24 protein-coding genes and 1 pseudogene are annotated in these 23,049 nt (G+C 44.2%); 13 read left to right on the top strand and 12 right to left on the bottom strand.

What is annotated here, in order from left to right; all coding sequences use genetic code 11:
* Window positions 1-162: 162 nt before the first annotated feature.
* Window positions 163-444: a hypothetical protein gene (locus F6K38_RS12775; protein ID WP_008189281.1), complete on the bottom strand. Its 282-nt coding sequence runs from the start codon at window positions 442-444 to the stop codon at window positions 163-165.
* A 241-nt stretch (window positions 445-685) separates the two neighbouring features.
* On the opposite strand from F6K38_RS12775, the gene F6K38_RS12770 reads away from it, so the two are divergent.
* Window positions 686-1,900, top strand: coding sequence for a DUF790 family protein (locus tag F6K38_RS12770; RefSeq protein WP_008189279.1), 1,215 nt, complete (start codon window positions 686-688; stop codon window positions 1,898-1,900).
* Here F6K38_RS12770 and F6K38_RS12765 read toward each other — a convergent pair.
* Window positions 1,854-2,105 (bottom strand): hypothetical protein, encoded by a 252-nt coding sequence (locus F6K38_RS12765; protein WP_287252824.1) that lies wholly within the window; start codon window positions 2,103-2,105, stop codon window positions 1,854-1,856. The two genes, F6K38_RS12770 and F6K38_RS12765, sit on opposite strands and share 47 nt — an antisense overlap.
* Before the next feature lie 274 nt (window positions 2,106-2,379).
* Here F6K38_RS12765 and F6K38_RS12760 point away from each other — a divergent pair.
* Window positions 2,380-2,587: pseudogene (locus F6K38_RS12760) on the top strand (helix-turn-helix domain-containing protein); the annotation flags it as partial.
* Between the two features lie 76 nt (window positions 2,588-2,663).
* Here the strand turns inward: F6K38_RS12760 and F6K38_RS12755 are convergent.
* Window positions 2,664-3,473: a PQQ-dependent sugar dehydrogenase family protein gene (locus tag F6K38_RS12755; protein WP_008189274.1), complete on the bottom strand. Its 810-nt coding sequence runs from the start codon at window positions 3,471-3,473 to the stop codon at window positions 2,664-2,666.
* A gap of 322 nt (window positions 3,474-3,795) precedes the next feature.
* Here F6K38_RS12755 and F6K38_RS12750 point away from each other — a divergent pair, with 322 nt between their 5' ends.
* Both F6K38_RS12750 and F6K38_RS12745 read left to right on the top strand, forming a co-directional pair.
* Window positions 3,796-5,064: a GTP cyclohydrolase II gene (locus F6K38_RS12750; RefSeq protein ID WP_008189272.1), complete on the top strand. Its 1,269-nt coding sequence runs from the start codon at window positions 3,796-3,798 to the stop codon at window positions 5,062-5,064.
* 92 nt (window positions 5,065-5,156) lie between these two features.
* On the top strand, window positions 5,157-6,593 hold the full coding sequence (locus F6K38_RS12745; protein ID WP_008189270.1) for a URC4/urg3 family protein: 1,437 nt from the start codon (window positions 5,157-5,159) through the stop codon (window positions 6,591-6,593).
* Window positions 6,594-6,697: 104 nt separating this feature from the next.
* On the opposite strand, the gene F6K38_RS12740 is transcribed toward F6K38_RS12745, so the two are convergent.
* Together F6K38_RS12740 and F6K38_RS12735 are read right to left on the bottom strand one after the other, a co-directional pair.
* Window positions 6,698-7,825 (bottom strand): site-2 protease family protein, encoded by a 1,128-nt coding sequence (locus F6K38_RS12740; RefSeq protein ID WP_008189269.1) that lies wholly within the window; start codon window positions 7,823-7,825, stop codon window positions 6,698-6,700.
* A gap of 155 nt (window positions 7,826-7,980) precedes the next feature.
* On the bottom strand, window positions 7,981-8,247 hold the full coding sequence (locus F6K38_RS12735; protein ID WP_008189267.1) for a hypothetical protein: 267 nt from the start codon (window positions 8,245-8,247) through the stop codon (window positions 7,981-7,983).
* A 34-nt stretch (window positions 8,248-8,281) separates the two neighbouring features.
* Between F6K38_RS12735 and F6K38_RS12730 the strand changes: the two genes are divergently transcribed.
* Window positions 8,282-8,812 (top strand): 2TM domain-containing protein, encoded by a 531-nt coding sequence (locus F6K38_RS12730; protein WP_008189265.1) that lies wholly within the window; start codon window positions 8,282-8,284, stop codon window positions 8,810-8,812.
* Here F6K38_RS12730 and F6K38_RS12725 read toward each other — a convergent pair.
* Both F6K38_RS12725 and F6K38_RS12720 read right to left on the bottom strand, forming a co-directional pair.
* Window positions 8,802-9,857 carry a tetratricopeptide repeat protein gene (locus F6K38_RS12725; RefSeq protein ID WP_008189262.1) on the bottom strand — a complete coding sequence of 352 codons (1,056 nt, stop codon included), beginning with the start codon at window positions 9,855-9,857 and terminating at the stop codon, window positions 8,802-8,804. The two genes, F6K38_RS12730 and F6K38_RS12725, sit on opposite strands and share 11 nt — an antisense overlap.
* A gap of 87 nt (window positions 9,858-9,944) precedes the next feature.
* Window positions 9,945-10,610: a sigma-70 RNA polymerase sigma factor region 4 domain-containing protein gene (locus tag F6K38_RS12720; RefSeq protein ID WP_008189259.1), complete on the bottom strand. Its 666-nt coding sequence runs from the start codon at window positions 10,608-10,610 to the stop codon at window positions 9,945-9,947.
* 216 nt (window positions 10,611-10,826) lie between these two features.
* Between F6K38_RS12720 and F6K38_RS12715 the strand changes: the two genes are divergently transcribed.
* From F6K38_RS12715 to F6K38_RS12705, 3 genes are all read left to right on the top strand, one after another.
* On the top strand, window positions 10,827-11,036 hold the full coding sequence (locus F6K38_RS12715) for a hypothetical protein (protein WP_287266261.1): 210 nt from the start codon (window positions 10,827-10,829) through the stop codon (window positions 11,034-11,036).
* A gap of 45 nt (window positions 11,037-11,081) precedes the next feature.
* Window positions 11,082-11,678, top strand: a complete 597-nt coding sequence (locus tag F6K38_RS12710) for a hypothetical protein (RefSeq protein ID WP_008189255.1) — start codon at window positions 11,082-11,084, stop codon at window positions 11,676-11,678.
* A gap of 500 nt (window positions 11,679-12,178) precedes the next feature.
* Window positions 12,179-13,222, top strand: coding sequence for a hemolysin family protein (locus F6K38_RS12705; protein WP_008189254.1), 1,044 nt, complete (start codon window positions 12,179-12,181; stop codon window positions 13,220-13,222).
* 184 nt (window positions 13,223-13,406) lie between these two features.
* Here F6K38_RS12705 and F6K38_RS12700 read toward each other — a convergent pair whose 3' ends face one another.
* Complete coding sequence (locus F6K38_RS12700) at window positions 13,407-13,685, bottom strand: hypothetical protein (protein ID WP_008189253.1); 279 nt, start codon at window positions 13,683-13,685, stop codon at window positions 13,407-13,409.
* A gap of 286 nt (window positions 13,686-13,971) precedes the next feature.
* On the opposite strand from F6K38_RS12700, the gene F6K38_RS12695 reads away from it, so the two are divergent.
* Window positions 13,972-14,217 carry a hypothetical protein gene (locus tag F6K38_RS12695; protein ID WP_131826919.1) on the top strand — a complete coding sequence of 82 codons (246 nt, stop codon included), beginning with the start codon at window positions 13,972-13,974 and terminating at the stop codon, window positions 14,215-14,217.
* A gap of 301 nt (window positions 14,218-14,518) precedes the next feature.
* Here the strand turns inward: F6K38_RS12695 and F6K38_RS12690 are convergent, their stop codons facing one another.
* From F6K38_RS12690 to F6K38_RS12680, 3 genes are all read right to left on the bottom strand, one after another.
* A complete protein-coding gene (locus F6K38_RS12690) occupies window positions 14,519-14,701 on the bottom strand; it encodes a hypothetical protein (RefSeq protein ID WP_131826918.1) in 183 nt (60 codons plus the stop codon).
* A gap of 569 nt (window positions 14,702-15,270) precedes the next feature.
* Window positions 15,271-16,182 (bottom strand): MBL fold metallo-hydrolase, encoded by a 912-nt coding sequence (locus F6K38_RS12685; RefSeq protein WP_008189251.1) that lies wholly within the window; start codon window positions 16,180-16,182, stop codon window positions 15,271-15,273.
* Between the two features lie 1,039 nt (window positions 16,183-17,221).
* The gene (locus tag F6K38_RS12680) at window positions 17,222-17,734 is read right to left on the bottom strand and encodes an inorganic diphosphatase (RefSeq protein WP_008189248.1); all 513 of its coding nucleotides are present in this window, start codon (window positions 17,732-17,734) and stop codon (window positions 17,222-17,224) included.
* 466 nt (window positions 17,735-18,200) lie between these two features.
* Between F6K38_RS12680 and alr the strand changes: the two genes are divergently transcribed.
* The 4 genes from alr (at window position 18,201) to F6K38_RS12660 (ending at window position 21,759) form a co-directional block, all read left to right on the top strand.
* Complete coding sequence (gene alr, locus F6K38_RS12675; RefSeq protein ID WP_287356689.1) at window positions 18,201-19,427, top strand: alanine racemase; 1,227 nt, start codon at window positions 18,201-18,203, stop codon at window positions 19,425-19,427.
* A gap of 465 nt (window positions 19,428-19,892) precedes the next feature.
* A complete protein-coding gene (gene rpsB, locus F6K38_RS12670; protein ID WP_008189244.1) occupies window positions 19,893-20,732 on the top strand; it encodes a 30S ribosomal protein S2 in 840 nt (279 codons plus the stop codon).
* Window positions 20,733-20,890: 158 nt separating this feature from the next.
* Window positions 20,891-21,547, top strand: a complete 657-nt coding sequence (gene tsf / locus F6K38_RS12665) for a translation elongation factor Ts (RefSeq protein ID WP_008189236.1) — start codon at window positions 20,891-20,893, stop codon at window positions 21,545-21,547.
* Between the two features lie 14 nt (window positions 21,548-21,561).
* A complete protein-coding gene (locus tag F6K38_RS12660) occupies window positions 21,562-21,759 on the top strand; it encodes a hypothetical protein (RefSeq protein WP_154659941.1) in 198 nt (65 codons plus the stop codon).
* A 410-nt stretch (window positions 21,760-22,169) separates the two neighbouring features.
* Here the strand turns inward: F6K38_RS12660 and F6K38_RS12655 are convergent, their stop codons facing one another.
* Window positions 22,170-23,000, bottom strand: coding sequence for an Rpn family recombination-promoting nuclease/putative transposase (locus F6K38_RS12655; RefSeq protein WP_287356687.1), 831 nt, complete (start codon window positions 22,998-23,000; stop codon window positions 22,170-22,172).
* Between the last annotated feature and the right edge of the window lie 49 nt (window positions 23,001-23,049).

Raw genomic sequence — 23,049 nt, 5'->3', positions numbered from 1 at the left:
CTTATCTAGTCTGGGATAAGGTAGTATTTCTGAGATAATCACAACCAAGATGGATGTCTTAAGGAAACCCTGAGGCTAATAACGGCTAATAACAAAGGCTTGGTTGTCATCCCACACTTTCGAGACCGGAAAGTGTGGGTAGTTATCACTGTGCGTCCCTAATCAAGTAACTTGACAATCAACTAATTTCACACGACCAGTCTGAACATGATCAAATATCCGATTAATCTGGTGGCGTTCTGCGTCGCTTATATTGTAATCGCAGAGGAAGGCACTCGTCAGCTGTAGATACTCTTGACGGCTCAATTGACCCCTGGTAATCATCTGGTTTACCATTGTCTCTATGTCCAGGTTGGATTGGCGTTCAGGTGTAGACGCCACAGATTTATGCTTTAGTCGGTGGGAAATCAAAAATGGCGATTCTGGGGATAGAGCGATTTTCATGATTATTTAGCACCTCTGTATAATTCAATCGAGCCAACCTGAATGGTTAGGGTCAAAGGAAGTATTGTGAGTAAAGAATAAATTTTGATGCTAGAAAAGACAGTTGACTAGGAACCTCCTTGACCATTTACTCTCTGTACCAGGCAAGCTGGCAGTGTCTTTACCCGTTGCTCTTTATCATGACACCGCCATTACAAGCAAGATATCACAGCAAAGAAAGAAAAAAAACACTTAATTATTAATGCTACCGACTGATTTGCTAATTAGTAGACAAAATGGCGAAGAAATCATTCCCAAACGGTTGCTGATTAACAATCAGACCTGTGCTATGGCAGCTGAGTTAATCCACTGCTTTATTGAGGCTACTGGTAGTACCCAAGGGGAACTAGACCGTAAGTTGTTGGATTGGGAAGGAGATAGCCCTGACTACCGGGTTAAACGAGGTTTAGCCCATATTCTTAAAACGAGCTTCAGTACCTTTGAAGTTGTTAGCCCCATAGACCCTAAGGCACTCCGCCAACGAGTTTTTGCCCTGGCGGCTCAATCTGTTCCTAGTCGCCAGGCAACTCAGACTACTCTAGAAAGCCTGAGCACTGCTTTATCTGAGGAATTAAACCAGGAAGTGTTGCCTGAGCAAATTTCTAAAGGACTTTATGCGGATTTACAAGAAAATCGTATTCTGACTCAATTCGATCACCCAGCACCAGAGGCATTACTGCATCGCTATAATTTATCTCAAGTTCAGGGTATTTTTTATCGGGCATCTGAGATGACTCTGAATGCTCATCGGAATGTTCCAGGGGAGTATAAGCTATTAATCCGCTATTTGAAGTTGTTTCAGCTGATGACTTACATTGAAGGGGATGCGGACCATGGCTTCACGATTACTATTGATGGACCGACTAGTTTATTTAAGCCGAGTACTCGCTATGGTTTAGCGATCGCAAAACTGATTCCAGCCTTACTACACGTTACTAAATGGAGTCTCAAGGCTACCTTACAAAGCCGTGACTCTTACAGCGGTACGATCAAGACGGGGCATTTTAGCCTTAATGACCGCTGTGGCTTGGTGACTCACTATCCCCCTGGTAAACCTTACGACAGTATGTTAGAGGCTTCCTTTGCTAAGCGTTGGGAATCTCAGAAAACTGAGTGGGTATTAGAGCGAGAAGTGGATTTAATTCCTATTCCTGGTAGTGTGATGGTGCCCGACTTTCGGATTGTTCATCCTGATGGGCGAAATTTCCTATTAGAAATTATTGGTTACTGGCGTCCAGAGTATTTAAAGAAGAAATTCGCTCAGGTGCGCAAGGCCGAATGTGACAATTTGATTCTGGCGATTTCGGAACGGTTAAATTTGGATAAAGCTGGGGTTACGGTGAAGAATTTGCCAGCTCAAGTTGTTTGGTTTAAGGATAAACTTTCACCGAAAGCTGTGTTGGAGCTTTTGGAATAGTTTGGGAAAATGTATTCTTGTTAAGTGCGTAGTGGAGTGACCATGTTAAATTAGTGTAATAGAGCCAGGGAGCGGTGAGAACCATGGGTAGAGGAAGACGGGACAAGATGGCACTGAGTACAGAGCATTGGCATTGACTCGAAGCAATTAGCCGGATTGACACTCCCATCACTAAATCTTTCGCGTAGCGTGGCCTTTTGGCCAAGATTATAGTGAGGGATTCTTAAGAGTATAAAACCCTTAACGGCTGAGCCAAACAGCCTCTACACCCTCCGTTCAAATCATTGGGCTTACTTTTTCAAGGTTTTTATTGGTTTATCCTTCTAGCAGAGGCTTTTCAGCTTGCCGACCGGCACCTAAAAGGTCCATTAATATACGATAATCCTAGCATAGATTATCAAAAAGCGCAACAGATCCAGTCTCCAATTCCCCTCCCGCTAACATGCGCGGGTATAACGGGAGTCCCCTTGGAGTTGAATGATGGACAGGCACCAGCCCAAAAAATCCTTCATGCACAAATCTTTTTGATGTCCGATGAAGGAGAGCTGGCAATCGAGTTCATGGACAGATAACGAAATCCCTCAAGCTCTGAATCGGCATCGCAACACAGTGGGTCGAATCCGCCAGGGATTTCTAGAGAAAGGGGAAGCGCTAGCATTGGAAAGATTTGCGAGAAGAAAGCCCCCGGTCATTGGTGACAAGTTAAGAGAAAAAGCCTTTTGTCAAGAGGGGGGATTGCCTCAGGGTTCAAGTCGTGTGAAACTCAGAACAGACAAGTAATTGAGCCATGGTGAATCCTGATGAGCGGCCACCGAAAAACCCACCGAGACCATGCCAAAAAGACCCAACGTCCGTGAGCTTCGGTATCGCTAACAGGGTAGCCATCACTACCGCCATCAGCTACAGCAATGTAGAGCAAGCCATAATCATCATCCCCTGGTTTAGCATTGGGATTAAAGCCCAATTGTCCAACATTATGATCTGGGTAAGGCTCTTCAATGCGCAAAATCTCACGGGATGTTCCGACAAAAGTATTGCTAGAAGGGTTTGTTGCCTTCCACTCGCGAATTACATCGTGGTGGGCACTTTCGATAATCTTCTTGTTACTGTCAATAATTGGTTTGGTAACGGGGAAGTCAGGAGTACTGCCAGTTTTAACTTCGCTAGTTACAGTATAAAAAATTCCATTCTGAGCAAATTCTGGATGAAAAGCAAAATAAGCGAAGCCCTGTTGAGGAGTTTCATAAGTAAAGTCTGCACAAATTAATTTTTTCAGATTCATATAAACAGTAGCAGTGCCGTCAACAATGACATACAACTTGCCACGCATATCGTTAACAAATAATCGTCCGCTACCATCTCCTGCATGGGTAAGCAGGTTCAAGCGAGCAGCTTTGTTTCTTCCAGTTCCACTATTGGGAATTTGAACAACTTCTTCCAATCCCACAGAGAGTTCTGACTTTTTAATTTGCTCGGGAATGGGATCGGTTATCTGGGCAGAAGAAATCCTGCCAACAGCAAAGATGACCAATAATAGTGATAAAATAAAACATAGAAGGCGATTTTTTTTCATAGATACATAATATTAATGCCCCTAAGTTAAGAGCGCGGACGCTAAAAATATAATAAATCCAAAAATACGAAACCCCTTGTTATAACTAGCTTGTGAGACTAGATTGTGAGCAATTTAGGTTGGAGTCATGGTGGCATAATGTGGTTTTTTGTATGTTACAGATCAAGGCACTGGTTGCATAATTCTTGCCCACTATAGCAATAGTAATAGAAACTACTGATAGTCCTGTTATAAATTGTTACTATAGTAGTTTATCCCTATTAACCAAGTCTTAGATACTAAGACCTAGACACTCGTTGGTGCATTCTACAGATTAACTATAATGGAAGATTCAAAAACTATAACCAAACCCAAGCATATTGTTTTAACCTCCCATCCTAACTCTTCTAGATGCAATTCTCCAGCAATTAACTGGGGAGAAAGTGACCCCCTCAAACGAGGACCTATTGTCGGTACCTTAGTTAACTCAGCTCATCGCAATGTTATTGGTACTCACTCAGGCTCCTATTCAGTGTATCGAGCTTTAGCCGTAGCCAGTGGCACACTCGAGCCCAATCACCGCCCGGATCTCACCAACACTGCTCCCATCGTTCCCATTGGTCCTCATCCCAGTTGGACTGACCCTAATTTGATTGTCTCTCTCGACCCCTTTGGGGCGATGGTAGGTGAGGTTTATAGCGATTTATATCAGCAGGGATATGACATTAGACCCACGATTGCCATCACCAAAGCTCATATTAATATGCCAGAACTACAGGATGCTGTAGATAAAAAGCGTTTAGCAATTGATGGCAAAATTATTAAAAACGATGGTAGTTTAGTAGTCACTAAAGTAGCAATTGACCCGGTTTGGTATCTACCGGGAATTGCCCAGCGATTGGACATTCAGGAAAGTTACCTGCGCCGTGCTCTATTCCAGCAAACCGGTGGCATGTTCCCAGAACTGATCACTCGCCCCGATTTAACGGTATTCTTACCCCCGATTGGTAGTATCACTGTTTATTTAATTGGTGATGTAGCAGCCATTACTGAACCCAATCGACTGCTGGCTGTACGAGTTCATGATGAATGTAATGGTTCTGATGTTTTCGGTTCCGACATCTGCACCTGTCGTCCGTATCTAGTCCATGGTCTAGAAGTCTGTGTCCAAACAGCCCAAGCTGGAGGTGCAGGTGTCATTGTTTATTTCCGTAAAGAAGGTCGCGCCTTAGGTGAAGTAACTAAGTTTCTAGTGTATAATGCCCGGAAACGTCAGCAAGGAGGTGATAGCGCTAATGCCTACTTCAACCGTACAGAGTGTGTCGCTGGGGTTCAAGATATGCGCTTCCAAGAACTAATGCCTGATGTGCTCAATTGGCTGGGAATTAAACGAATTGACCGTTTTGTCTCCATGAGCGATATGAAATATAACGCTATCGTTGAATCCGGTATTGAGATTATTCAGCGCATTCCCATTCCAGAACATTTAATTCCCGCTGATGCCCAAGTAGAAATCGCTGCCAAAAAAGCTGCTGGTTATTACACTGAAAATACAACTGAACAAGATGCGATCGCATTAGCTGAAATTCAAGGGCGCGGTTTAGCCGATTAGTATTTATCGTCAATAGTCACAATAGTCAATAGTCAATAGTCAATAGTGCTTAGTTAACCCCGAATTGCCTATTCCGTAATTTCCTGTTGCCTATGTCACCTGTGGATAATGCACAACAGCAGTTAATCGCTTACTTAAGAACCCCATTGGCAATTCGGGAGAGATGCGATCGCATTTTCACCTTAGCTAGTGCTGACCAGTTGCAGTACTTTCGCTGCAATTTAACCAAGCTAGAGCAAGTAGCTAACTATGTCATCGAGGTAATGCACCAGCACTACCCCGATTTCCAGATTCCATTTCATAGTCGCTGGCGGCATTTTGAGGTAGGAAATGTCCCTCGTCTTCGGGAACTAGACCAGAAATTGGCAGGATTCACTCCACTCCAAAAAGCCCAAACCAAATTCGACTTAGTCATCATTAGCGTCCTGCTCGATGCTGGAGCTGGCAGCAATTGGCAGTATCATGAACCAGAAACCGGACTAGTGTTTCGCCGTTCCGAAGGATTAGCCGTTGCTAGTTTCCGCATGTTCTGTCAGGGAGCTTTCTCCAGCGACCCAGACCTACCTTGGCAAGTCGATGCCAAAGGACTTCAATCCTTGAGTGCCCACCACTTAGCCCAGGGATTCCAGGTCAGTCAAACCAATCCACTCATAGGCATAGAGGGTAGGCTAGCCTTACTACAGCGCTTAGGGCAATCCCTAGCTATTATACCACAGATGTTTGGCAAAGTCAATCCTCGTCCTGGCAACTTAGTAAATTACTTGGTAAATGACTTGGTAAATTACCACTGGCTAGATCAGTTGCAGGTTACCAAGGGATTGCAGCTTAGCAACTTAAACCTTGAAAGTTGCCAAGACAACCAAAGCTGGGTCAAGCCACTTACAGATTCACAACCTCCCCAGGAACAACCTGCAACTTGTCAACCAGCTAACCTACAACCTGGCAACCAACAACCTGCAACCTGTGAACCTGCCAACCTTCTGAGTGCCACTAACCTATTCAGCACCGTCCTCGAAGGATTAGGGGATATTTGGCCAAAACGAGAATCAATAGCGGGGGTCAACTTAGGGGATGTGTGGCAACATTCTGCTCTCAAAGGGGATAACTATGGTTCCGAGTATGTACCATTTCACAAACTCTCCCAGTGGTTAACTTACTCCCTATTAGAGCCATTGCAGGAACTGGGTTTAGAGATTACTGAACTTGAGCAGTTGACCGGCCTAGCAGAATATCGAAATGGGGGCTTATGTTTAGATCTAGGATTACTAGAAGTCAAGGATAGCGCTATTTTACAACAGTCTCACTTACCCAGCTCCGAAGTGATTATTGAGTGGCGAGCACTCACCGTTAGTTTGCTAGATCAAATAGCAGGAACTATTCGTCAACAACTGAACCTGAGTGCTACTGAATTGCCACTAGTAAAAGTTTTACAAGGAGGAACTTGGACAGCAGGACGTAGAATTGCTGCTCAATTAAGACCAGGAGGCTCTTCCCCGATTCAGATAGAAAGTGATGGCACAGTCTTTTGACAAAATTTGACCTGCTCAATTGGGTACTCAAGTCTAGTTGGGTGATCTAGTAGTTGGTTCATTTACCCATTACCCCTTACCCATTACCCCTTACCCATTACCCCTTACCCCTTACCCTCAATAGCCTTTTTTCGTTCTTCGAGGATACTGCGAATGGAAGCTGTATCCAGAATTCCCATCACTACACCGTTGTCACTAACCACAGGTAGCTGCTCTAGCTGCTCTTTCTCCATAATTTTGACAACGTCTAACAGGGAATGGTCTGATTGAACAGTTCTCAAAGTCTTAACAGACTTAATCAGTGCTCTTACTGGAGTCACCGGCCAATTAGAGGTAGGAACAGTTTTGAGATCATCGACTATCACAACTCCTAGCAGTTGGCCCGCTTCATCAGTTACTACAAACTTGCGCCACTGATTTTTACCGATAATGTACTCGTTGGCAAACTCCCTTAGAGACAAATCAGCGAATACAATTGGGCTGTTGGCAATGACCGCATCTTCTGCTGTCAACCCATCGAGCTGGTCTTGAACCATAGCAGATTGGGCAGACATGCCAGCATTTTGCAGCAAGAACAAACCAATTAAGGCAAACCAGATGCCATTAAAGCTACCATAAAGTAGGATTGGAAGCACTCCATAAATAATTCCTCCCCAACCAAAGAACTGACCAACACGGCTAGCAAATAACACACCTTTGTGTGGGTTGTCCGTAACTTGCCAAACCAGTGCCTTCAGGATGTTACCCCCATCTAGGGGTAAGCCAGGAATTAAGTTGAACAATGCTAAAGCCAAATTGATGGAGGCGAGGAGTCCAACAATTGATGCCAATGAACTAGCTAGATTAGCATTAGCCTGAACGGCATATAGTAGAGCAAATAGTAGCAAACTAACAGCTGGACCAGCAATCGCAACTAAGAACGCCTCTAGTGGACTTTTTGATTCTTTCTCCAGGCTAGCTAGACCACCAAATAGGAAGAGAGTGATAGATTTAACCTCAATTCCCTGCTGAATCGCTACAAAACTGTGTCCTAGTTCATGAGCTAAGACAGAGGCAAATAACAAAAGTGCAGTCACAAATCCTAAAAACCATGGCAAAACACCGCTCAATCCTGAAAAATTTGTTAAGTCACCTCCGAAATCAAAGGTGACTAAAGCTAGGACTAGAAACCAGCTTGGATTCACATAAAAGGGAATCCCAAATAAATTCCCAACACGAATACTGCTGTTCATGCAGACTACCTCAAACTCTCCTAAGACGTTTTTTTATACCAAGTTGGCTTCTAAGGTAGTAGATAGGTTATGGTTCATAGTTAACATTTCATGAAAAATAGTTCATGAAAAATAGATCATGATACCATTGCCAGTTATCCTTGGCAGTAAAGGGTTTATCGCTTTTGCCAATCAACAATCAACCAAGAGCAATGAACAATTAACCTACCTGAAGGCAACTCGATAGTAGTTTCGTCTTTCATGGTTCTATCGTAACGAAATGTAAAAGATTTGCCGATTGCTAAAATGCCGTAAAATCCGTCCACGCTTAGTGCGGTTTTAGGAATGCAGGTGGTTTGACCCCTCTCTGTTTCCATCGGCATAATAAAATTAAGCACCGCTCTTAGCTCAAGCGTGTTTAGAGCAACATCTTCTTTAAGCACTACCCCCCTTCCTACTAGTAAAACTGACTAAACGATGTCCGTCTTTCAAACCAAAAGCACCCACTCTTACAACCAACAAGACATCCAGCAAATCCTCAATCTAGCCCTGGCACGTCAGGAAATGGTTGAAGAATTTTCCCGTGAACAGTTGGTGGAAATTGCTTCAGAATTAGGGATTTCAATCCACACTCTCTTGGAAGCAGAACGAGAATGGCTAGCCCAACAACAAGAACAGCAAAAACGTCATGAATTCAATAGCTACCGACGTAGCCAATTCAAAAAAAGTTTTGGAAAATTTGTAATCGTTAATAGTTTTTTATTGGCGATTAATCTAATTAACGTTGGTTTTAACTTTGCTGCCCTGTCTTGGTCTTTATATATTTTCTTGTTCTGGGGTTTGTGGATAGCACTCAGAGCCTGGAATACTTATCAAGTACAGGGCGATGACTACGAAAGAGCTTTCCAAAAATGGAAACTTCAAAACCAGGTCAAACAGATAGCCCAATCAACTTATTCTAGTCTCAAAAACTGGATTCAAGACCAAGGACTAACTACTAAGGACTAACATAAATAATTTGAGCTAAATCGCTCATCAACAATGTTTCTTCCTGAATATCTCCTAAAGCATGAGCCACTGCGATCGCTTTTTCATAAAAAGCCCGAGCTTCCAACAAGTTACCAGTGTCTTGATATAACTGGGCAAACAACTTTAGAGCAACAAGCTCTTCACGGCGATTGTTTTGTTCTTGTGCCAAAGCCAGATATTCCTTCAGTGCTTTCACCGCTTGCCGATTCTTACCTGTAGCGATATGGGTTAACGCTATACCCTTAATAGCACGAATCTGATTGAACACATTGTCAACTTTCTCAGCCAGTATCTGGGCAATGCGGTAAGAATACAAAGCATCTTTTTCCCGTCTAGCGGCGAGATAGGCATCTCCCAAGTTATTCCGGATATTCGTCTCACCCAACTTATCCCGAGAGCGACGCCGTAAAACTAGGGCAGCTTCATACCACTTAATCGCCTCGGGATAATTTCCCCCTTGAGCTGCCACTAAGCCTAAATTATTCAGACTCAACCCTTCACCGTCATCATCCTTAATAGTACGGGAAATGGTCAGTGCTTCCGTAAAAGCTTCCTGAGCCGCTTTGAGGTTTCTCGTTTGCAGCAATAATATTCCAATATTATTTATACTATAAATCTGTGGCTGAAAACTTTGTTGAGAACGGGCAGCACCCAAGCCTCGGCGCAAGGCTCGCTCTGCATCTTGATAGCGTCCCAACTTGGCGTAAGTCTGACCTAGGGAATTGTAAGTCTTACCCAATCCCTCAAAGTCACCAATTTGCTGATAAATTTCTCCCGCTTGGGACAAATACGCGATCGCTTCGTTCAAGTTACCACTCTGTTTGGCCAGCTCTGACTGTTCCAGGAAAAAATCTGCCCGATTTCTTGCTCTGCGGTCACTACGATTGTCTAAAGGGATTGCCAGTTGTTGGTCGATGCTCCGAGTCTGACCCCAAGCCATAGGGCTAGCCAACATTACCAAGGGAATAAAGGCTAGCGCTATGATTCCGGAAAGACTAGTCAGCAACCTGCTATGATTCGCCATACCAAAAGACTCCGTTTGATCAACGTTTCTGCTATTGTTGAACCTATAATCAAAGTACCCCGATCAAGGGTGCAAACTAACCGCCCCTTATTCACTCAAAACCGGTACTGCAAATAGATCAGATTCTTCTCGATTCTTGGCTTCGACCCCCAGATAGACCACCCTAATATCATCTGGTAAAGCAGCTTCCAACAGTTCATAGCCTTCTTGGAGTTCAGTTCTGACTTGAGCTGGAGTAATCATTTCTCCCTCCGCTTGCAGATAAGCCGCAATTCGCGTTTCACTCCAGTGAAAGGTCTGAGCCATGATTACCATCAACCGCACCGCTGGTGGCAGCTGTTCCAATGCCATTTCCAGATAACACCACAAGGGTGGTGGTGCTAAATTCAGGTTATAGTGAATAGATTCCACTGGTGGCAAGTCGGCCTGGTTAATACAAACCGCCGTTAGGTTTATAATCTGGTTTTGGAAGGACGTTGACTCTAGTCCATAATCCTCCCGCAAATCCATGCCACCCAGTTCGTGATAGATGTGACGCCAAGTCAGAGCAAATAGATATTCCGCCTGTACAGGCGATCGCGCTGAGTGGCGCACTAATGTATAGACAATAGGACTGTAGCGACAGAAAATTGCTGTAAAGTACTTCCCTTCAGACCGATGACGCTGAAACAAAGTCAGCAATTCCTGATCACTATGATGAAACAGTGATTTAATAAGTGGATGCTTAGATTCAGGAAAATTGGGAATTTGCACAATCTTTCAATAAAACCTGTAATTAGGAGAATTAGAGAGGTGCCCTTGACCTTAGGGAATTTAATTCGCCACAGGTCGCACCTGTAGATGCATCCTGATCTCACCACAACCCCCTCGTGTTGAGAAAGGGGAAATGCCGATGATTAACTGGCATTGGAGTTGATCAATCTCCAAACCTAGTATCCTAGGTCTGGACTAGACCTCAAGATGAAGGAGATGGATGCCGATACCAAGTCTACAACCTGTGGTGCTCCGATGCTCCTTCAGTTGAAGCTAAAATTGAGAAAAAGCGTTCGCGTAGCGTGGCCCAAAGGCCATCGCCAAGGTGCGCGCCTCCAAGGCCGTGAGGGATTGCTCACGGCCTTGGGTCGCACCTCAATGTCTGATGGTAATAATATTACCTACGATTGGACAAAAAGTTCATAAGGACCTTTAAACTAATTTATCCAGTTGCTAACTCTGTTTAAGTTTATGATTCTATCAGTTGATATTATTTCCTGGCTAACTTCGCCCCTGCCTCTTGGCGCATTTTTACCCTCTTTGCCTTTAGATAGCCTGTTTTCCACTCAAGGTATCATGGTGATGCTCCTAGGGGCCTATGCCTTTGCCATGTGGATGTTTTTGACCAGCGCTCCAAAAGTTCACACCATCATGGTGTCTGATTTGGCAATAGCGCGACAGTTTTATGAAGGCTTGCTAGAGTTATCCGCAGCAGAAGTCCCCCTACATTACTACTATAATTACGAGCAAACCATGGGGAGTACCAGCATTGACCCCCTATATATGTCAACCAATCTGGGAACCACCCAAGCGACCCAGTTCAGTGGTGCTGATGGGCTATGGTACCAGTTAAAGAAGAATACCCAGCTCCACGTGATTTCCGGAGCTAGCTTGGGCAATAAAAACCAACAACGTCACGTGTGCTTTGACCATGAGTGCTTGGATCAAGTTTTGATGCTGGTGCAGATGAGACGGCTGAAATACAAAGTGCGCACCCTCAAGCCCCTGAACTTTTTGGTCAAGGATGTGGACGATCGTGTAATTGAACTGGCAGAAGTTTCTAATTAGCGGTTAAATCAATAATGGTGAGTTAATCAGGGATTAGGCGGGTAACAATTGCGCGTAGCGCACCAGCCTAAGGTTTTACGCCTAATCACATTTACCAAAAATTTTGGGTAATCGCGCCCCGTCCTTATAGGACGGCTTTCTTTTTAAGTTAAAACTTGACAGTTTTCGCACTGCGTGTTATTATAAAAGTATAAACAAGAAACCAAAAACTAGATAAATACTATCTAATCATAAGTAGACAACGTAAAAAATATGTAAGAGATACATATTGCGTAATTTGGTCTAACGACTTAAACGTCTATGAAAAAAAATTAGATAAAAAAAGTATCTATCTATATGTAAAAAAAAGGTAAGGTACGGTGGGGCACACCGAAACCTAGATCTATAATATCTAAACTCTTATGGAGAATTGTCCTCTACCTTTCCTGGTTCCGACCTGGTTTGGCAAGACAGCTCGTTGAAGTAAGAATCCCCGTCCTTATAGGACGGGGATTGTCAACATGTTTGAAGTCATTATCGCAGTACTTATTGTTCTGTTGGGTTCAGCCATCTGTGCTATGGCAGAAACGGCTTTGTTTTCAGTGCCTATCGTTAAAGTCCGACAGTTAGCGCAGTCAAACAAGCCTACACCGTTAGCACTACTGGCGATTCGCAAAAACATGAACCGGCCCATAGCTACCATTGTTATTCTCAACAACACCTTCAACATTGTTGGCAGCATCGTAATTGGTTCCCTTGCTGCTAGGGTCTTAGGAGAGGCTTGGTTGGGGGTTTTTTCAGGTCTATTTACCTTTCTCATTATTGTATTTGGGGAAATTGTCCCGAAAACCCTTGGTCAGATCTACGCCCAAAACATCGCCCTACTCGTGGCTCTACCAGTTCGGTTCTTAACCGTTGTGTTTACCCCTCTGGTGTGGTTGATGGAAAAAATTACTGCTCCGTTTACTAAAGGTCAAAAACTTCCTACCACCAATGAGGCGGAAATCCGGTTTTTAGCGAAGGTTGGGTATCAAGAAGGGGTGATTGAAGATGATGAAGCAGAAATGATCCAACGAGTATTTCAGTTAAATGATTTGACTGCATCTGATTTAATGACGCCGCGAATCCTAACCACCTATTTACATGGTAATACCACTTTGGCTGACGCTAAACCAAGCATTATTGCTTCGCCTCACACCCGGATGCCTGTGGTTGAAGACTCTATTGATAAAGTTATTGGAATTGCTCTCAAAGATGAGTTACTCACAGCAATCATTGAAGAAAAACATAACCAACCCCTTGCTTCTCTGATTCGTAAAGTCCGCTTTGTCCCTGAAACTGTTCGGGCTGATAAGCTACTGAAAACCTTTCAGCAAACCCGTGAACATCTGATGGTTGTACTGGATGAATATGGGGGTGTTTCTGGTGTAGTCACCCTGGAGGATGTACTGGAGGTGCTAACCGGTGAAATTGTTGATGAGACCGATCGAAACATTGATCTACAAGCAATTGCTCGTAAACGGCGAGAAAAAATGTTGCAATCTTATGGTCTTGATCAGGATTAGTTTTCGGAAAAGAATAAAGAGATAATTTTTATTTGAGATGTAAACAGATGATTGATAAAAAAAGCGATGCATTGCTGCTATCCTTTTCCTGTTCCCAGATCCGCTGTTCCCAGATCCGCTGTTCCCAGATCCGCTGTTCCCAGATCCGCTGTTCCCTTTAAACCAAGCTATATAAATTAAAAAACTAGATTTTTTGACATATTTGATAAGCTTTTTCTTCTGATTCTTCAAGAATTTGAAGTTGTGAGTATAGCTTTTCAATTGTCTCTTGATCGGGACTTTCTAGCGTCAAATTAAAAACTATACTATTGAATTTATTTTGGGCTGTTTTGACAACTTCTTCAGCTTTCCTACAAGATGGATTTCTGAATAGTTGATCAAGTTGAGGAAAACACCCACTTAAGCAAAACGTTAGTATAAAGATTATTATTCTCTTAGCTTGGGCAATAGTAGCAAATTTCATCAGACAAGGGTGTACCTTAAGTTAAGTCTAATACCCACTACTTAAGGAAATCTAGAGTTTCAGGAAATTTCATCAAAACCTTGGCCGTGGGCCACCCTTCGCGAATGAACGATTCCACAACTCAAGTACCTAGGATTTCAAGTCTTTTCTAGAGCATCACTTCAGTCAACAGAGTCTTCTGTTGGTTACTAATATACAGATCCACTATACAGATCCATGCTTGTGCGCCTTTACTGAGTGATCAGTATCGACCTCAGTTTTTAGTTATCTTCCCACTGGCACAAGCTTGAGATCATCTCTGCCATTAAGCGATCGCTTATGTCAATTTGCTCTAAATCCCCTTGACCAATTCCACATCACCTTGAATTATTACGAATCTGGATTTCTGTCCGATCGGATAGCCTTTAGGACACTATTTTTGGGCTTATCCGGTGAAATTGAGGCAAAAATCAGCCAAAAGGGCAATATACTCTATATCGGACAGGTAATATCCCACAGGTATTTAGCCCATTGGTATCAGCCATTTGGCTGATTTTTCCTATGAGGGGTCACACCCCTCACCATTTGTGATAAATTTTAATTAGTAGATGCACCCTGATGATCGAGAGAGTCAAAAACGTGGCTCTCTTTTTTTTTGGGCATAGGGATTGCCTCAGACGAGGAGCGTTTTCCCCAATCACTTGCCCCAAGCCAGCTGATCAAGCTGATGAAATAGACATTTTTAATGCTTTAATATCATGATTGAGAACTATTGCGAAATATATTTACCTGACAGGACGACTATTGAACTGTAGCGCTATATATTAAAGGATTGGGCTAATCTAATAGAAAACTTAATTAGAGGGATTTCCAGTAACCGACAACCACCAGGGTGAACCATTGGGTTCAGGATCAGTACCCCGAAAGCGAGTAATAACCAACAGCATTCCCCAGAGTGCGATCGCGCATCGCCAGTGGGATAAATGCGATGCTCTCGAAGAGCCGCTACGGGAACACACTCTGGGGAATATCAACACTACGTGACATCTCCCGACGCTGCCCTAACGGGACAGGGCGGGCTTCTTACCAACTCCAGCTACTGCTTTTGGATACAAGGCCGTAGGCCACGCTACGCGAACGATAAGCTTTATTAACGACACGGTCAGAAGTTACCCCAGCGAGCAATCCCTCGCTGGGGCAGCCTTTATGGTTAGTCGGCTATGGGTAAAGGGTTAAAACTTTATGATTAAGGCAAGAGACGAAACCTTAGATCAGGTCGCCTTTATAACAATAGTTTTAAACCTTTTCTGCATAACCTACAACCCAAAAAGGCGACCTGATCTTACGGTAACTTCAAACCCTATTCTAAGGTTTCGTCTCCGGGATGCCCCGACCCGCCGGAACAATACAAAAAGTTATATTTTTATTTGGTAGGTGGCGGTTAGCTCTTTATTTATCTTCCCTACCATTTCTAGTATATCACATTGGTAAGCTTCGTTCCGGAGCTTACCCCGCGCTTCCCATACGACACTTAGCCAATGAAGGTAAAGTGCGGGGCTTCTCGCGGTTCAGCTAAAATTCCAGCACTATAGTCATACCTAATAACCTATACCCTTGAACAAACAGGCAAAACCATCCCCTCGCGAGCCAGTAAGTGATTACCATTGAAAGACTGGAGTTGCTTTTCTAGTTTGTCGAGATAATCATCATTATAGTCAGGATGATAACGAGACATAACTATGCGCTTAACACCTGCCACCTTTGCCGTTGCTATGCCAGTTTGCCAACGCTGATCTTGCCAAATCAAAGGTGAATAATTAGACAGATCATCTCCTGTGAGGGGAAAGGGAGCATCCAAAATTAGCAAATCTGCTTGACGGGATAGGTATCGTAGATTTTCATCAATGGCACCCCAACCATTGGAGTGAGTAGTGGCGTACACAACAGCATATCCTTGCCAGTTTACCCGATAGCCCATTGCTTGATGTGAGTCATTAAGAAGCACAGCCTCTACAGTTACATCATCTAGGGTTACTGTATGACCTGACCTCAGCCCGTGAAATTTCAGATCTGACTGCATGACCTGAAGGGGCACTGGAAAATTTGGAGCAATCATTTGCTGACCTAGACACTGTTCAATGGATGCCCCATCAGGTGCTGCTGCTCCATAGATATGAAAACAGTTACCAGGAATAAACGCAGGAGTAAAAAAGGGAAACCCTTGAATGCTGTCCCAATGGCTATGAGAAAAAAAAATGTGAGCTTCTATGGGCATTTGCTTAAGCCAATGATTTCCCAGCACCCGCAAACCACTGCCACCGTCAAAGATTAAGCGTTTTCTACCAACACGCATCTCTACACAAGATGTATTGCCACCATAGCGAATTGTATCTGTCCCAGGAGCCGAAATTTGACCCCTAACGCCCCAAAATCGGACGCTCAAGTCGCCTCCAGTGCCATTGTTTAGGCTGGGTTTAGCCTTATAGTTGCCTCGTGTGGGTGCTACTAGATTTTGCATCTTGAATCTGTGAATTACGTCAGCCTAAGTTATAAATTATTCCCATTGGTAGATTCCGACTAGAGGATACTCGGGTGAAAATGAGTAACCATCAGGGTTAACCACTACTTTCTGTTAAAGTGGGCGGATTTCATACATCAAATTGAATACATCAAGAGTAAATAGATGGGGGAAAGCAACCACAACAGCCCCAGTAATTTAGTCAGATCTCTAATTTGGAACCTTTCAGCCCCCCTAAACAAGTTAAGATACAGTTATGCTTTCTCTTAACTGTATCTTAAGTGTTGGTTAATTTTAACGGATTTAGGAACAAACAGTTTGTGACCTATGTCACAAACGCATCAAATTAATTCAATCAATTAGAATGGGAACTGGTAAATCATCGGTTATCCCTTGATCGGTCAGCTTTCATTTATCGGAAGTCAGCCCATTTCCTTATAGCTTAACCTCGACAGCTAAACCAAAAGCTCAGTGTATGCCCATCTCAAGTATAACTGCTCACCCCATCCCATCCTCACCTGATTATCTCCTCACCTAAAAAGGTAATATCTTTTAGCTTCATCCGCAATTCATCTCACATCTCAATGCTACGCCATGAGTGTGAGATGAATTGCGGACAGGATCGAAGACCGTGTATACTAAATCTAGTAGGGAAGACAAATGAAGAGCTAACCACCACCTACGTGCCTAAGAAAAAACTCAAACTCATTGTATGTTCCGGCGCGGAGGGGCATCCCGTGTCATTAATAAACCTTGCCGAACGCGCCCCGCGTGGCCTACGGCCTTGTATCCTAACTGTTGGGTGGAGTTGGCAAGAAGCCCACACTGAACTCAAAGAGTCAGTGTGGGAGTATGTCACCTTCTGTTGGGATCACTCCCTGACCCTACTTGATTAGGGTTGGGGTATTTTTTGTTATGCTTGCCCTTAAAACAGAGAATGGCTAATCGCTTTGCTAGCTTTCTAGCATCTAACCATTAGCCTAAGAAAAGAAACTCTAGTGGAACTCATCTCACCGATGAGTCCCTACTTGATCAGTCCCTACTGCTTATAGTTGTTGATTGACTCTTCCACCAAAGGCATTACCTGATCAAGATCTTTCCATCCTAAAATTTTAGTGACTTTTTTTTCCAGATTTTTGTATGTCCTGAAAAATTCAGCAATTTCATCCAACCGATGGGGCGCGATATCTTGGAGAGTTTTTACTTCAGCGTAGCGAGGATCCTTGTCAGGAACACACAGAATTTTTTCATCCCGATCACCTCCATCGATCATTTCCAGCATCCCGATTGGTCTAGCGGTAATCACACAACCAGGGAACGTAGGTTGATCCATTATCACCATACCATCAAGAGGATCACCATCATCTGCTAGAGTGTTAGGGACAAAGCCGTAGTCATAGGGGTAGTGTACCGATGCATAAAGTACCCGGTCAAGGGCAAAGGCTTCTAGATCCTTGTCAAACTCATACTTATTTTTACTACCTGCGGGAATTTCAATTAAAACGTTGATCAGACCTGGTTTAGGTTGAGCAGGAATCTTTGATAAATCCATGAACTATATGTTTCAAAAAAACAGCAGATGTGGGTTATCTCATCTTTAGTGCTTAAGACATCCTAATAGCTGCTTTAATACTTACCCAAACAAATCCCATAGTTCAGGATTTTTTAGGTAGGTAGAATAGCCAACCGATCAGATTATCCTGAGCAGGGTGCTAAGCTATCAGCTATCAGCTATCAGCTATCAGCTATCAGCTATCAGCCAAAGGCATGTGGCCACGCTAAGCGAACAGTTTATGCGCTACGCGCACCCTACTTGAGGTGCTTTTGAATAAAATAAGCTGACGGCTGACGGCTGACTGCTGAATGCTTACGCAGGGTGCCGTTCAATGGCAGCTATATTGAACTACTAGCCCCGTGGAACATTGTGACATCTCACAGCAACTTTTCAAAGCGTCATTCGACCTATAGTGTTTAATGTGTGAGTGTGTAATGTCTGAGTGATTGAGGAGTGAAGTCCTATGGGAGAGCTTCAGCAGAGGATTGGTATAACACCATTACAGTCGGAATCTGTCACACAAATCCTAGGGAATGATACTGACTGCCTAACTGACCCTTGTTATCCTGGATTACGCCAACGAGCCTGGGCCGAAATTGATCAAGTTGCTCTTTATCAAAATTTACGGCAAATACAGCAGCTTTTGCGCCATCCTACCCAACTAATGGCAGTGGTGAAAGCCGATGCCTATGGCCATGGTGCTCTAACCGTTGCCCGCACAGCGATAGAGGCTGGTGCTGGGGGGTTATGTGTTGCTACTGTCTCAGAGGGCATTCAACTCAGGCAAGGGGGAATTAAGGCCACTATACTCTTGTTGGGAGCGACTAATACCCCAGAACAAGTCAAAGCGATCGCTCACTGGCAATTGGAACCAACTCTGTGTAATCCTCAACAAGCGTTAGTGTTTTCGGAAACCTTGAGTGGTCTAAACCAAAGCCTGCCAGTGCATCTGAAACTAGATACAGGAATGTCTCGCTTGGGAATGCCTTGGCAAGATGCCATCGAGTTTGTACGCTTAGTCCAACAATTACCTAACTTGGAAATAGCTAGTGTCTATTCCCATCTAGCCACTGCTGATAGTCCTGACCCCACAGTGATGAGACAGCAGCATCAAAGGTTTAAAAACGCGATCGCACAATTGCAGGCTGGTGGCATAACTCCACCCCGATTACACTTGGCAAATTCCGCTGCCACCTTAACCGACTCAGCATTGCACTACGATTGGGTGCGTGTCGGATTAGCCGTCTATGGTCTCTACCCAGCAGAGCATCTTCAAAAGGTTATTCACCTCAAGCCAGTGATGCAGGTAAAAGCGCGGATTACCCAAATTAAAACTATTCCCCCTGGCACTGGTATCAGCTATGGCCATCAATTTATTTCAAATCGACAGATGCGTCTAGCAGTAGTCGGTATTGGCTATGCTGACGGTGTTCCCCGAAATCTTTCCAATCGCATCAATGTCATCATCCGAGGGCAGCAAGTTCCTCAGATTGGCGCAATTACAATGGATCAGCTCATGCTCGATGTTAGTGATATTCCTAATATACAAGTTGGGGAAATTGTTACCTTAATTGGACAGGATGGGGAAGAGCAAATCTCAGCAGATGACTGGGCTATGGCTTTAGGCACCATTTCCTGGGAAATTATTTGTGGTTTTAAGCACCGACTACCCCGTGTAGTAGTCGGGTAAGCATTCAGCGGTCAGCGGTCAGCGGTCAGCGGTCAGCGGTCAGCGGTCAGCCGTTAGCCGTCAGCCGTTAGCCGTCAGCGGTCAGCGGTCAGCGGTCAGCGGTCAGCGGTCAGCGGTCAGCGGTCAGCCGTTGGCCACGCTAAGGGAACAGCCGTCAGCTTATTTTATTCAAAAGCACCTCAAGTACCCTGGCCTACGGCCAATGGCTGATCGCTGTTCGGTGTAGCGTGCGCGTAGCGCGTAAGCTGATCGCTGATCGCTGATCGCTGATCGCTGATCGCTTACCAATTAACAATTTTAATGTTATTAAAATAAAATTTATCCATCTAATCCCTTTGCCATTAGGGAGTCAGAATGTGTTACCCTAAAGGGGTTTTATAAACATCGCACATCCAGGGTTTCGGGTGTTTCTAAAGGGAAATCCACCTGGATGGAGGTTAAACCCGAATTAGGAGTTAAAAAATTATGCCTGTAGTTTCTTTAGCTGAAATGCTAGAGTCAGGGGTTCACTTTGGTCACCAGACTCGCCGATGGAACCCCAAGATGGATCCTTACATTTACACTGCTCGTAATGGTGTCCACATCATTGACTTGGTACAGACAGCTCAGCTGATGGAGGACGCTTATCACTATATTCGCACCTCATCAGAGCAGGGCAAAAGATTTCTGTTTGTGGGTACTAAGCGGCAAGCTGCTGGAATTATTGCCCAAGAGGCAAGCCGTTGTGGTGCCTACTATGTCAACCAGCGCTGGTTAGGTGGTATGCTCACCAACTGGGAAACAATTAAGACCAGGGTGGAGCGACTGAAAGATTTAGAGCGTCGGGAAACCAGTGGTGCCCTTGACTTACTGCCAAAAAAAGAAGGCTCTATGCTGCGTCGGGAACTAGGCAAGCTTCAGAAGTATCTAGGTGGCATCAAAATGATGCGTAAGGTCCCCGACATTGTCATAATCATAGACCAAAAGCGTGAGTACAACGCTATTTTGGAATGTGAAAAGCTAAGTCTACCGATAGTATCACTATTAGATACAAACTGTGACCCTGATTTAGCCGATATTCCGATTCCAGCTAATGACGATGCGATCCGGTCGATTAAGCTAATCATAGGTAAACTGGCTGATGCCATTTACGAAGGCCGTCATGGTGAGCTAGACACCGCAGAGGAATACGAATACGAAGAATTTGAAGAGGCATTAGAGGAGTTCCCAGACGAGGAGGAAATTCAGGAAATTCAAGAGACTGAACAAAGTGAGGAAATTGAATCCGTAGATCAAGGAGATAACCAGAATACTGAGCAAGAATAGTTAGTTGTCTTCGAGCTTGAAGCCCTACGCTGAATTTACCTTTTGATAAAAATCAACTAGTTTTCAGCGTGGGCTGGGAAGCCCATACTCACGGATCGAGTAGTGTGGGAAGATATCACGGTGTAATCAGTTTCACTAACAGTAGGAACAAAAACAACATGGCGGAAATTACAGCAAAACTTGTCAAAGAGCTACGAGAAAAAACCGGCGCTGGCATGATGGATTGCAAAAAAGCTCTCGTAGAAAGCGACGGAGACATGACCAAAGCTATGGAATGGCTGCGGAAAAAAGGCATTACCTCAGCTGAGAAAAAATCCGGTCGTGTGGCAGCAGAAGGAATTATCGGCAGCTACATCCACACTGGTGGTCGAGTCGGTGTACTCGTAGAAATTAACTGCGAGACCGATTTTGTTGCCCGCCGCGATGAGTTCCAAGCCCTAGTCAAGAACGTCGCCATGCAAGTAGCAGCTTGCCCTAACGTTGAATACGTGAAGGTCGATGACATCCCTCAAGAGATTGTTCAAAAAGAAAAAGACATTGAAATGGGTAGGGATGACTTAGGTAAGAAGCCCGAAAATATCAAAGAGAAAATTGTTCAGGGTAGGATTGAAAAACGCCTTAAAGAACTCTCGTTGATGGATCAACCTTACATTCGTGATCAAAGCATCACAGTGGAAGAATTAGTCAAGCAATGTGTTGCCCAGTTGGGTGAAAACATCCAAGTGCGTCGCTTCACTCGCTACGTCTTGGGTGAAGGTATTGAAAAGGAAGAAAGCAACTTTGCTGAAGAAGTTGCTGCCCAGATGGGTTCTTAAACCGAAGCTTACCTTTGAGCTTCATCCTTGAGCTTGATCAACACGCTTCAGTGAATCTGGGAGTAAGCATTCAGCTATCAGCCGTCAGCCGTCAGCCGTCAGCCGTCAGTCGTCAGCCGTCAGCCGTCAGCTTATTTTATTCAAAAGCACATCAAGTAGCGATGCAGCGCGGTCTTGGGGAGGCAGTGCGGTCTTGGGGGTTCCCCCCATGAGCAACTGCCGTGGTTTCCCCCACTCGCGCTTTGCATCAAGACAGCGTGGCACAGGCTTCTAGCCTGTGACCCATAAGCTGATAGCTGATAGCTGATAGCTAATAGCTGATAGCTGATAGCTAATAGCTGATAGCTGAATGCTCACATCTGGGAGATAGGGAAGATCAGCTAGTTTAGCAGGAGCCTCACACCATAATCTTTGATTTGGTGTGAGAGGAATGCGCGGTTCCACCAGGGGGTTCAATGCCCCCGTATGGAACCAATCACAACGCTTTCACAGGCAAGTCGTCAGATTGCCCTGATGGCTCCAAGGGCAGACTTGACCTAACCAGGTGTTCAAGGCATTGTAAAGTTGGGAGTTTTTTTCACAGCATTTCTAGAGTATGAGTGGTATCAACTCCATGTGAGCATTATTGGTCTAACTGTGACAACCAGCTCAAGAAATCTTCCCAACTTTTTAACTCAAAAATAATATCTGTTAACCCTTCCAAATTTGACAAAGACAAACCTTGAACTACATTGTTTATTTCCTCGGTCTTTTCTGGGAATCGTTTTTTTAGCAGACGCATCACCAAAATCTGTGCCTCAGTAATGCGACCTTCAGCATTCACTTCCTGATAAAATCTGGTCTGTTTCCATTCTGTGAGTCCAAACATCGCTTCTAATTCCCTCCAAGGACGTTCAGGAAATTTATATACTAAGGCTTGTTCTATTAATTCTATCGCATTTCTTTGCTGTGCTACTGGTAGAGCCCTCGCACATCTTTCTAGTTGTCGTACTCTGTGTTGGACATTGGCTTGAGGTTCCACTACCAGCCGTACCAGTCCCAATCCGATTGAGTCTGAGGTGTCTGGAGTTTCATCAAGGTAAAGTGAGTGCAGATATCCTGTTTGGACTTCGCCATCGTAACATCTGGGAATCCCTGTATCCAAGCTGCGCTTAGCCCAAAATACTACCGCTTGCCAGCCATGTCGCCAACGATTTTGTCCTAAGTAGACAAACACTTCTTGCATCAGGCGGTAGTACAAGTCTTCATCTTTCTGAAATTGGACTTCTACGAAATAAATAGGGTCGCCATCTCGTTTGGGGAGAAATACGCCGTCGGTGCGTTTGGCGAGTTCTTTGAGTTCGACGGCCTTAAAATTATAGTTTTGTGCTAGTTGAGTGTTGTCTCCCAGGAGTTCAAAGAGAGTGCCAGGGAGGGTTTGGAAGACTTTATAAAATAGGCTGTCAGTGCGCATTGGTTAGCATTGGAAGGAACTGGCATTTGGGTTATCTGGCCAATATTAT

Source organism: Moorena sp. SIO3B2 (assembly GCF_010692525.1).
In the GTDB taxonomy this organism is placed as follows: domain Bacteria; phylum Cyanobacteriota; class Cyanobacteriia; order Cyanobacteriales; family Coleofasciculaceae; genus Moorena; species Moorena producens.
The sequence above is the reverse complement of the archived record's forward strand: the minus strand, read 5'-3'. Positions and strand labels throughout refer to the sequence as shown.

Excerpts from the sequence above, each read along its gene's own strand:
- F6K38_RS12745 (WP_008189270.1), top strand. The coding sequence starts at position 5,157 with ATGTCACCTGTGGATAATGCACAACAGCAGTTAATCGCTTACTTAAGA.
- F6K38_RS12685 (WP_008189251.1), bottom strand. The coding sequence starts at position 16,182 with ATGCAAAATCTAGTAGCACCCACACGAGGCAACTATAAGGCTAAACCC.
- F6K38_RS12700 (WP_008189253.1), bottom strand. The coding sequence starts at position 13,685 with ATGAAATTTGCTACTATTGCCCAAGCTAAGAGAATAATAATCTTTATA.
- F6K38_RS12775 (WP_008189281.1), bottom strand. The coding sequence starts at position 444 with ATGAAAATCGCTCTATCCCCAGAATCGCCATTTTTGATTTCCCACCGA.
- F6K38_RS12770 (WP_008189279.1), top strand. The coding sequence starts at position 686 with ATGCTACCGACTGATTTGCTAATTAGTAGACAAAATGGCGAAGAAATC.
- F6K38_RS12715 (WP_287266261.1), top strand. The coding sequence starts at position 10,827 with ATGGATGCCGATACCAAGTCTACAACCTGTGGTGCTCCGATGCTCCTT.
- F6K38_RS12750 (WP_008189272.1), top strand. The coding sequence starts at position 3,796 with ATGGAAGATTCAAAAACTATAACCAAACCCAAGCATATTGTTTTAACC.
- F6K38_RS12740 (WP_008189269.1), bottom strand. The coding sequence starts at position 7,825 with ATGAACAGCAGTATTCGTGTTGGGAATTTATTTGGGATTCCCTTTTAT.
- F6K38_RS12710 (WP_008189255.1), top strand. The coding sequence starts at position 11,082 with ATGATTCTATCAGTTGATATTATTTCCTGGCTAACTTCGCCCCTGCCT.
- tsf (WP_008189236.1), top strand. The coding sequence starts at position 20,891 with ATGGCGGAAATTACAGCAAAACTTGTCAAAGAGCTACGAGAAAAAACC.
- F6K38_RS12655 (WP_287356687.1), bottom strand. The coding sequence starts at position 23,000 with ATGCGCACTGACAGCCTATTTTATAAAGTCTTCCAAACCCTCCCTGGC.
- F6K38_RS12755 (WP_008189274.1), bottom strand. The coding sequence starts at position 3,473 with ATGAAAAAAAATCGCCTTCTATGTTTTATTTTATCACTATTATTGGTC.
- F6K38_RS12725 (WP_008189262.1), bottom strand. The coding sequence starts at position 9,857 with ATGGCGAATCATAGCAGGTTGCTGACTAGTCTTTCCGGAATCATAGCG.
- rpsB (WP_008189244.1), top strand. The coding sequence starts at position 19,893 with ATGCCTGTAGTTTCTTTAGCTGAAATGCTAGAGTCAGGGGTTCACTTT.
- F6K38_RS12680 (WP_008189248.1), bottom strand. The coding sequence starts at position 17,734 with ATGGATTTATCAAAGATTCCTGCTCAACCTAAACCAGGTCTGATCAAC.
- alr (WP_287356689.1), top strand. The coding sequence starts at position 18,201 with ATGGGAGAGCTTCAGCAGAGGATTGGTATAACACCATTACAGTCGGAA.
- F6K38_RS12730 (WP_008189265.1), top strand. The coding sequence starts at position 8,282 with ATGTCCGTCTTTCAAACCAAAAGCACCCACTCTTACAACCAACAAGAC.
- F6K38_RS12705 (WP_008189254.1), top strand. The coding sequence starts at position 12,179 with ATGTTTGAAGTCATTATCGCAGTACTTATTGTTCTGTTGGGTTCAGCC.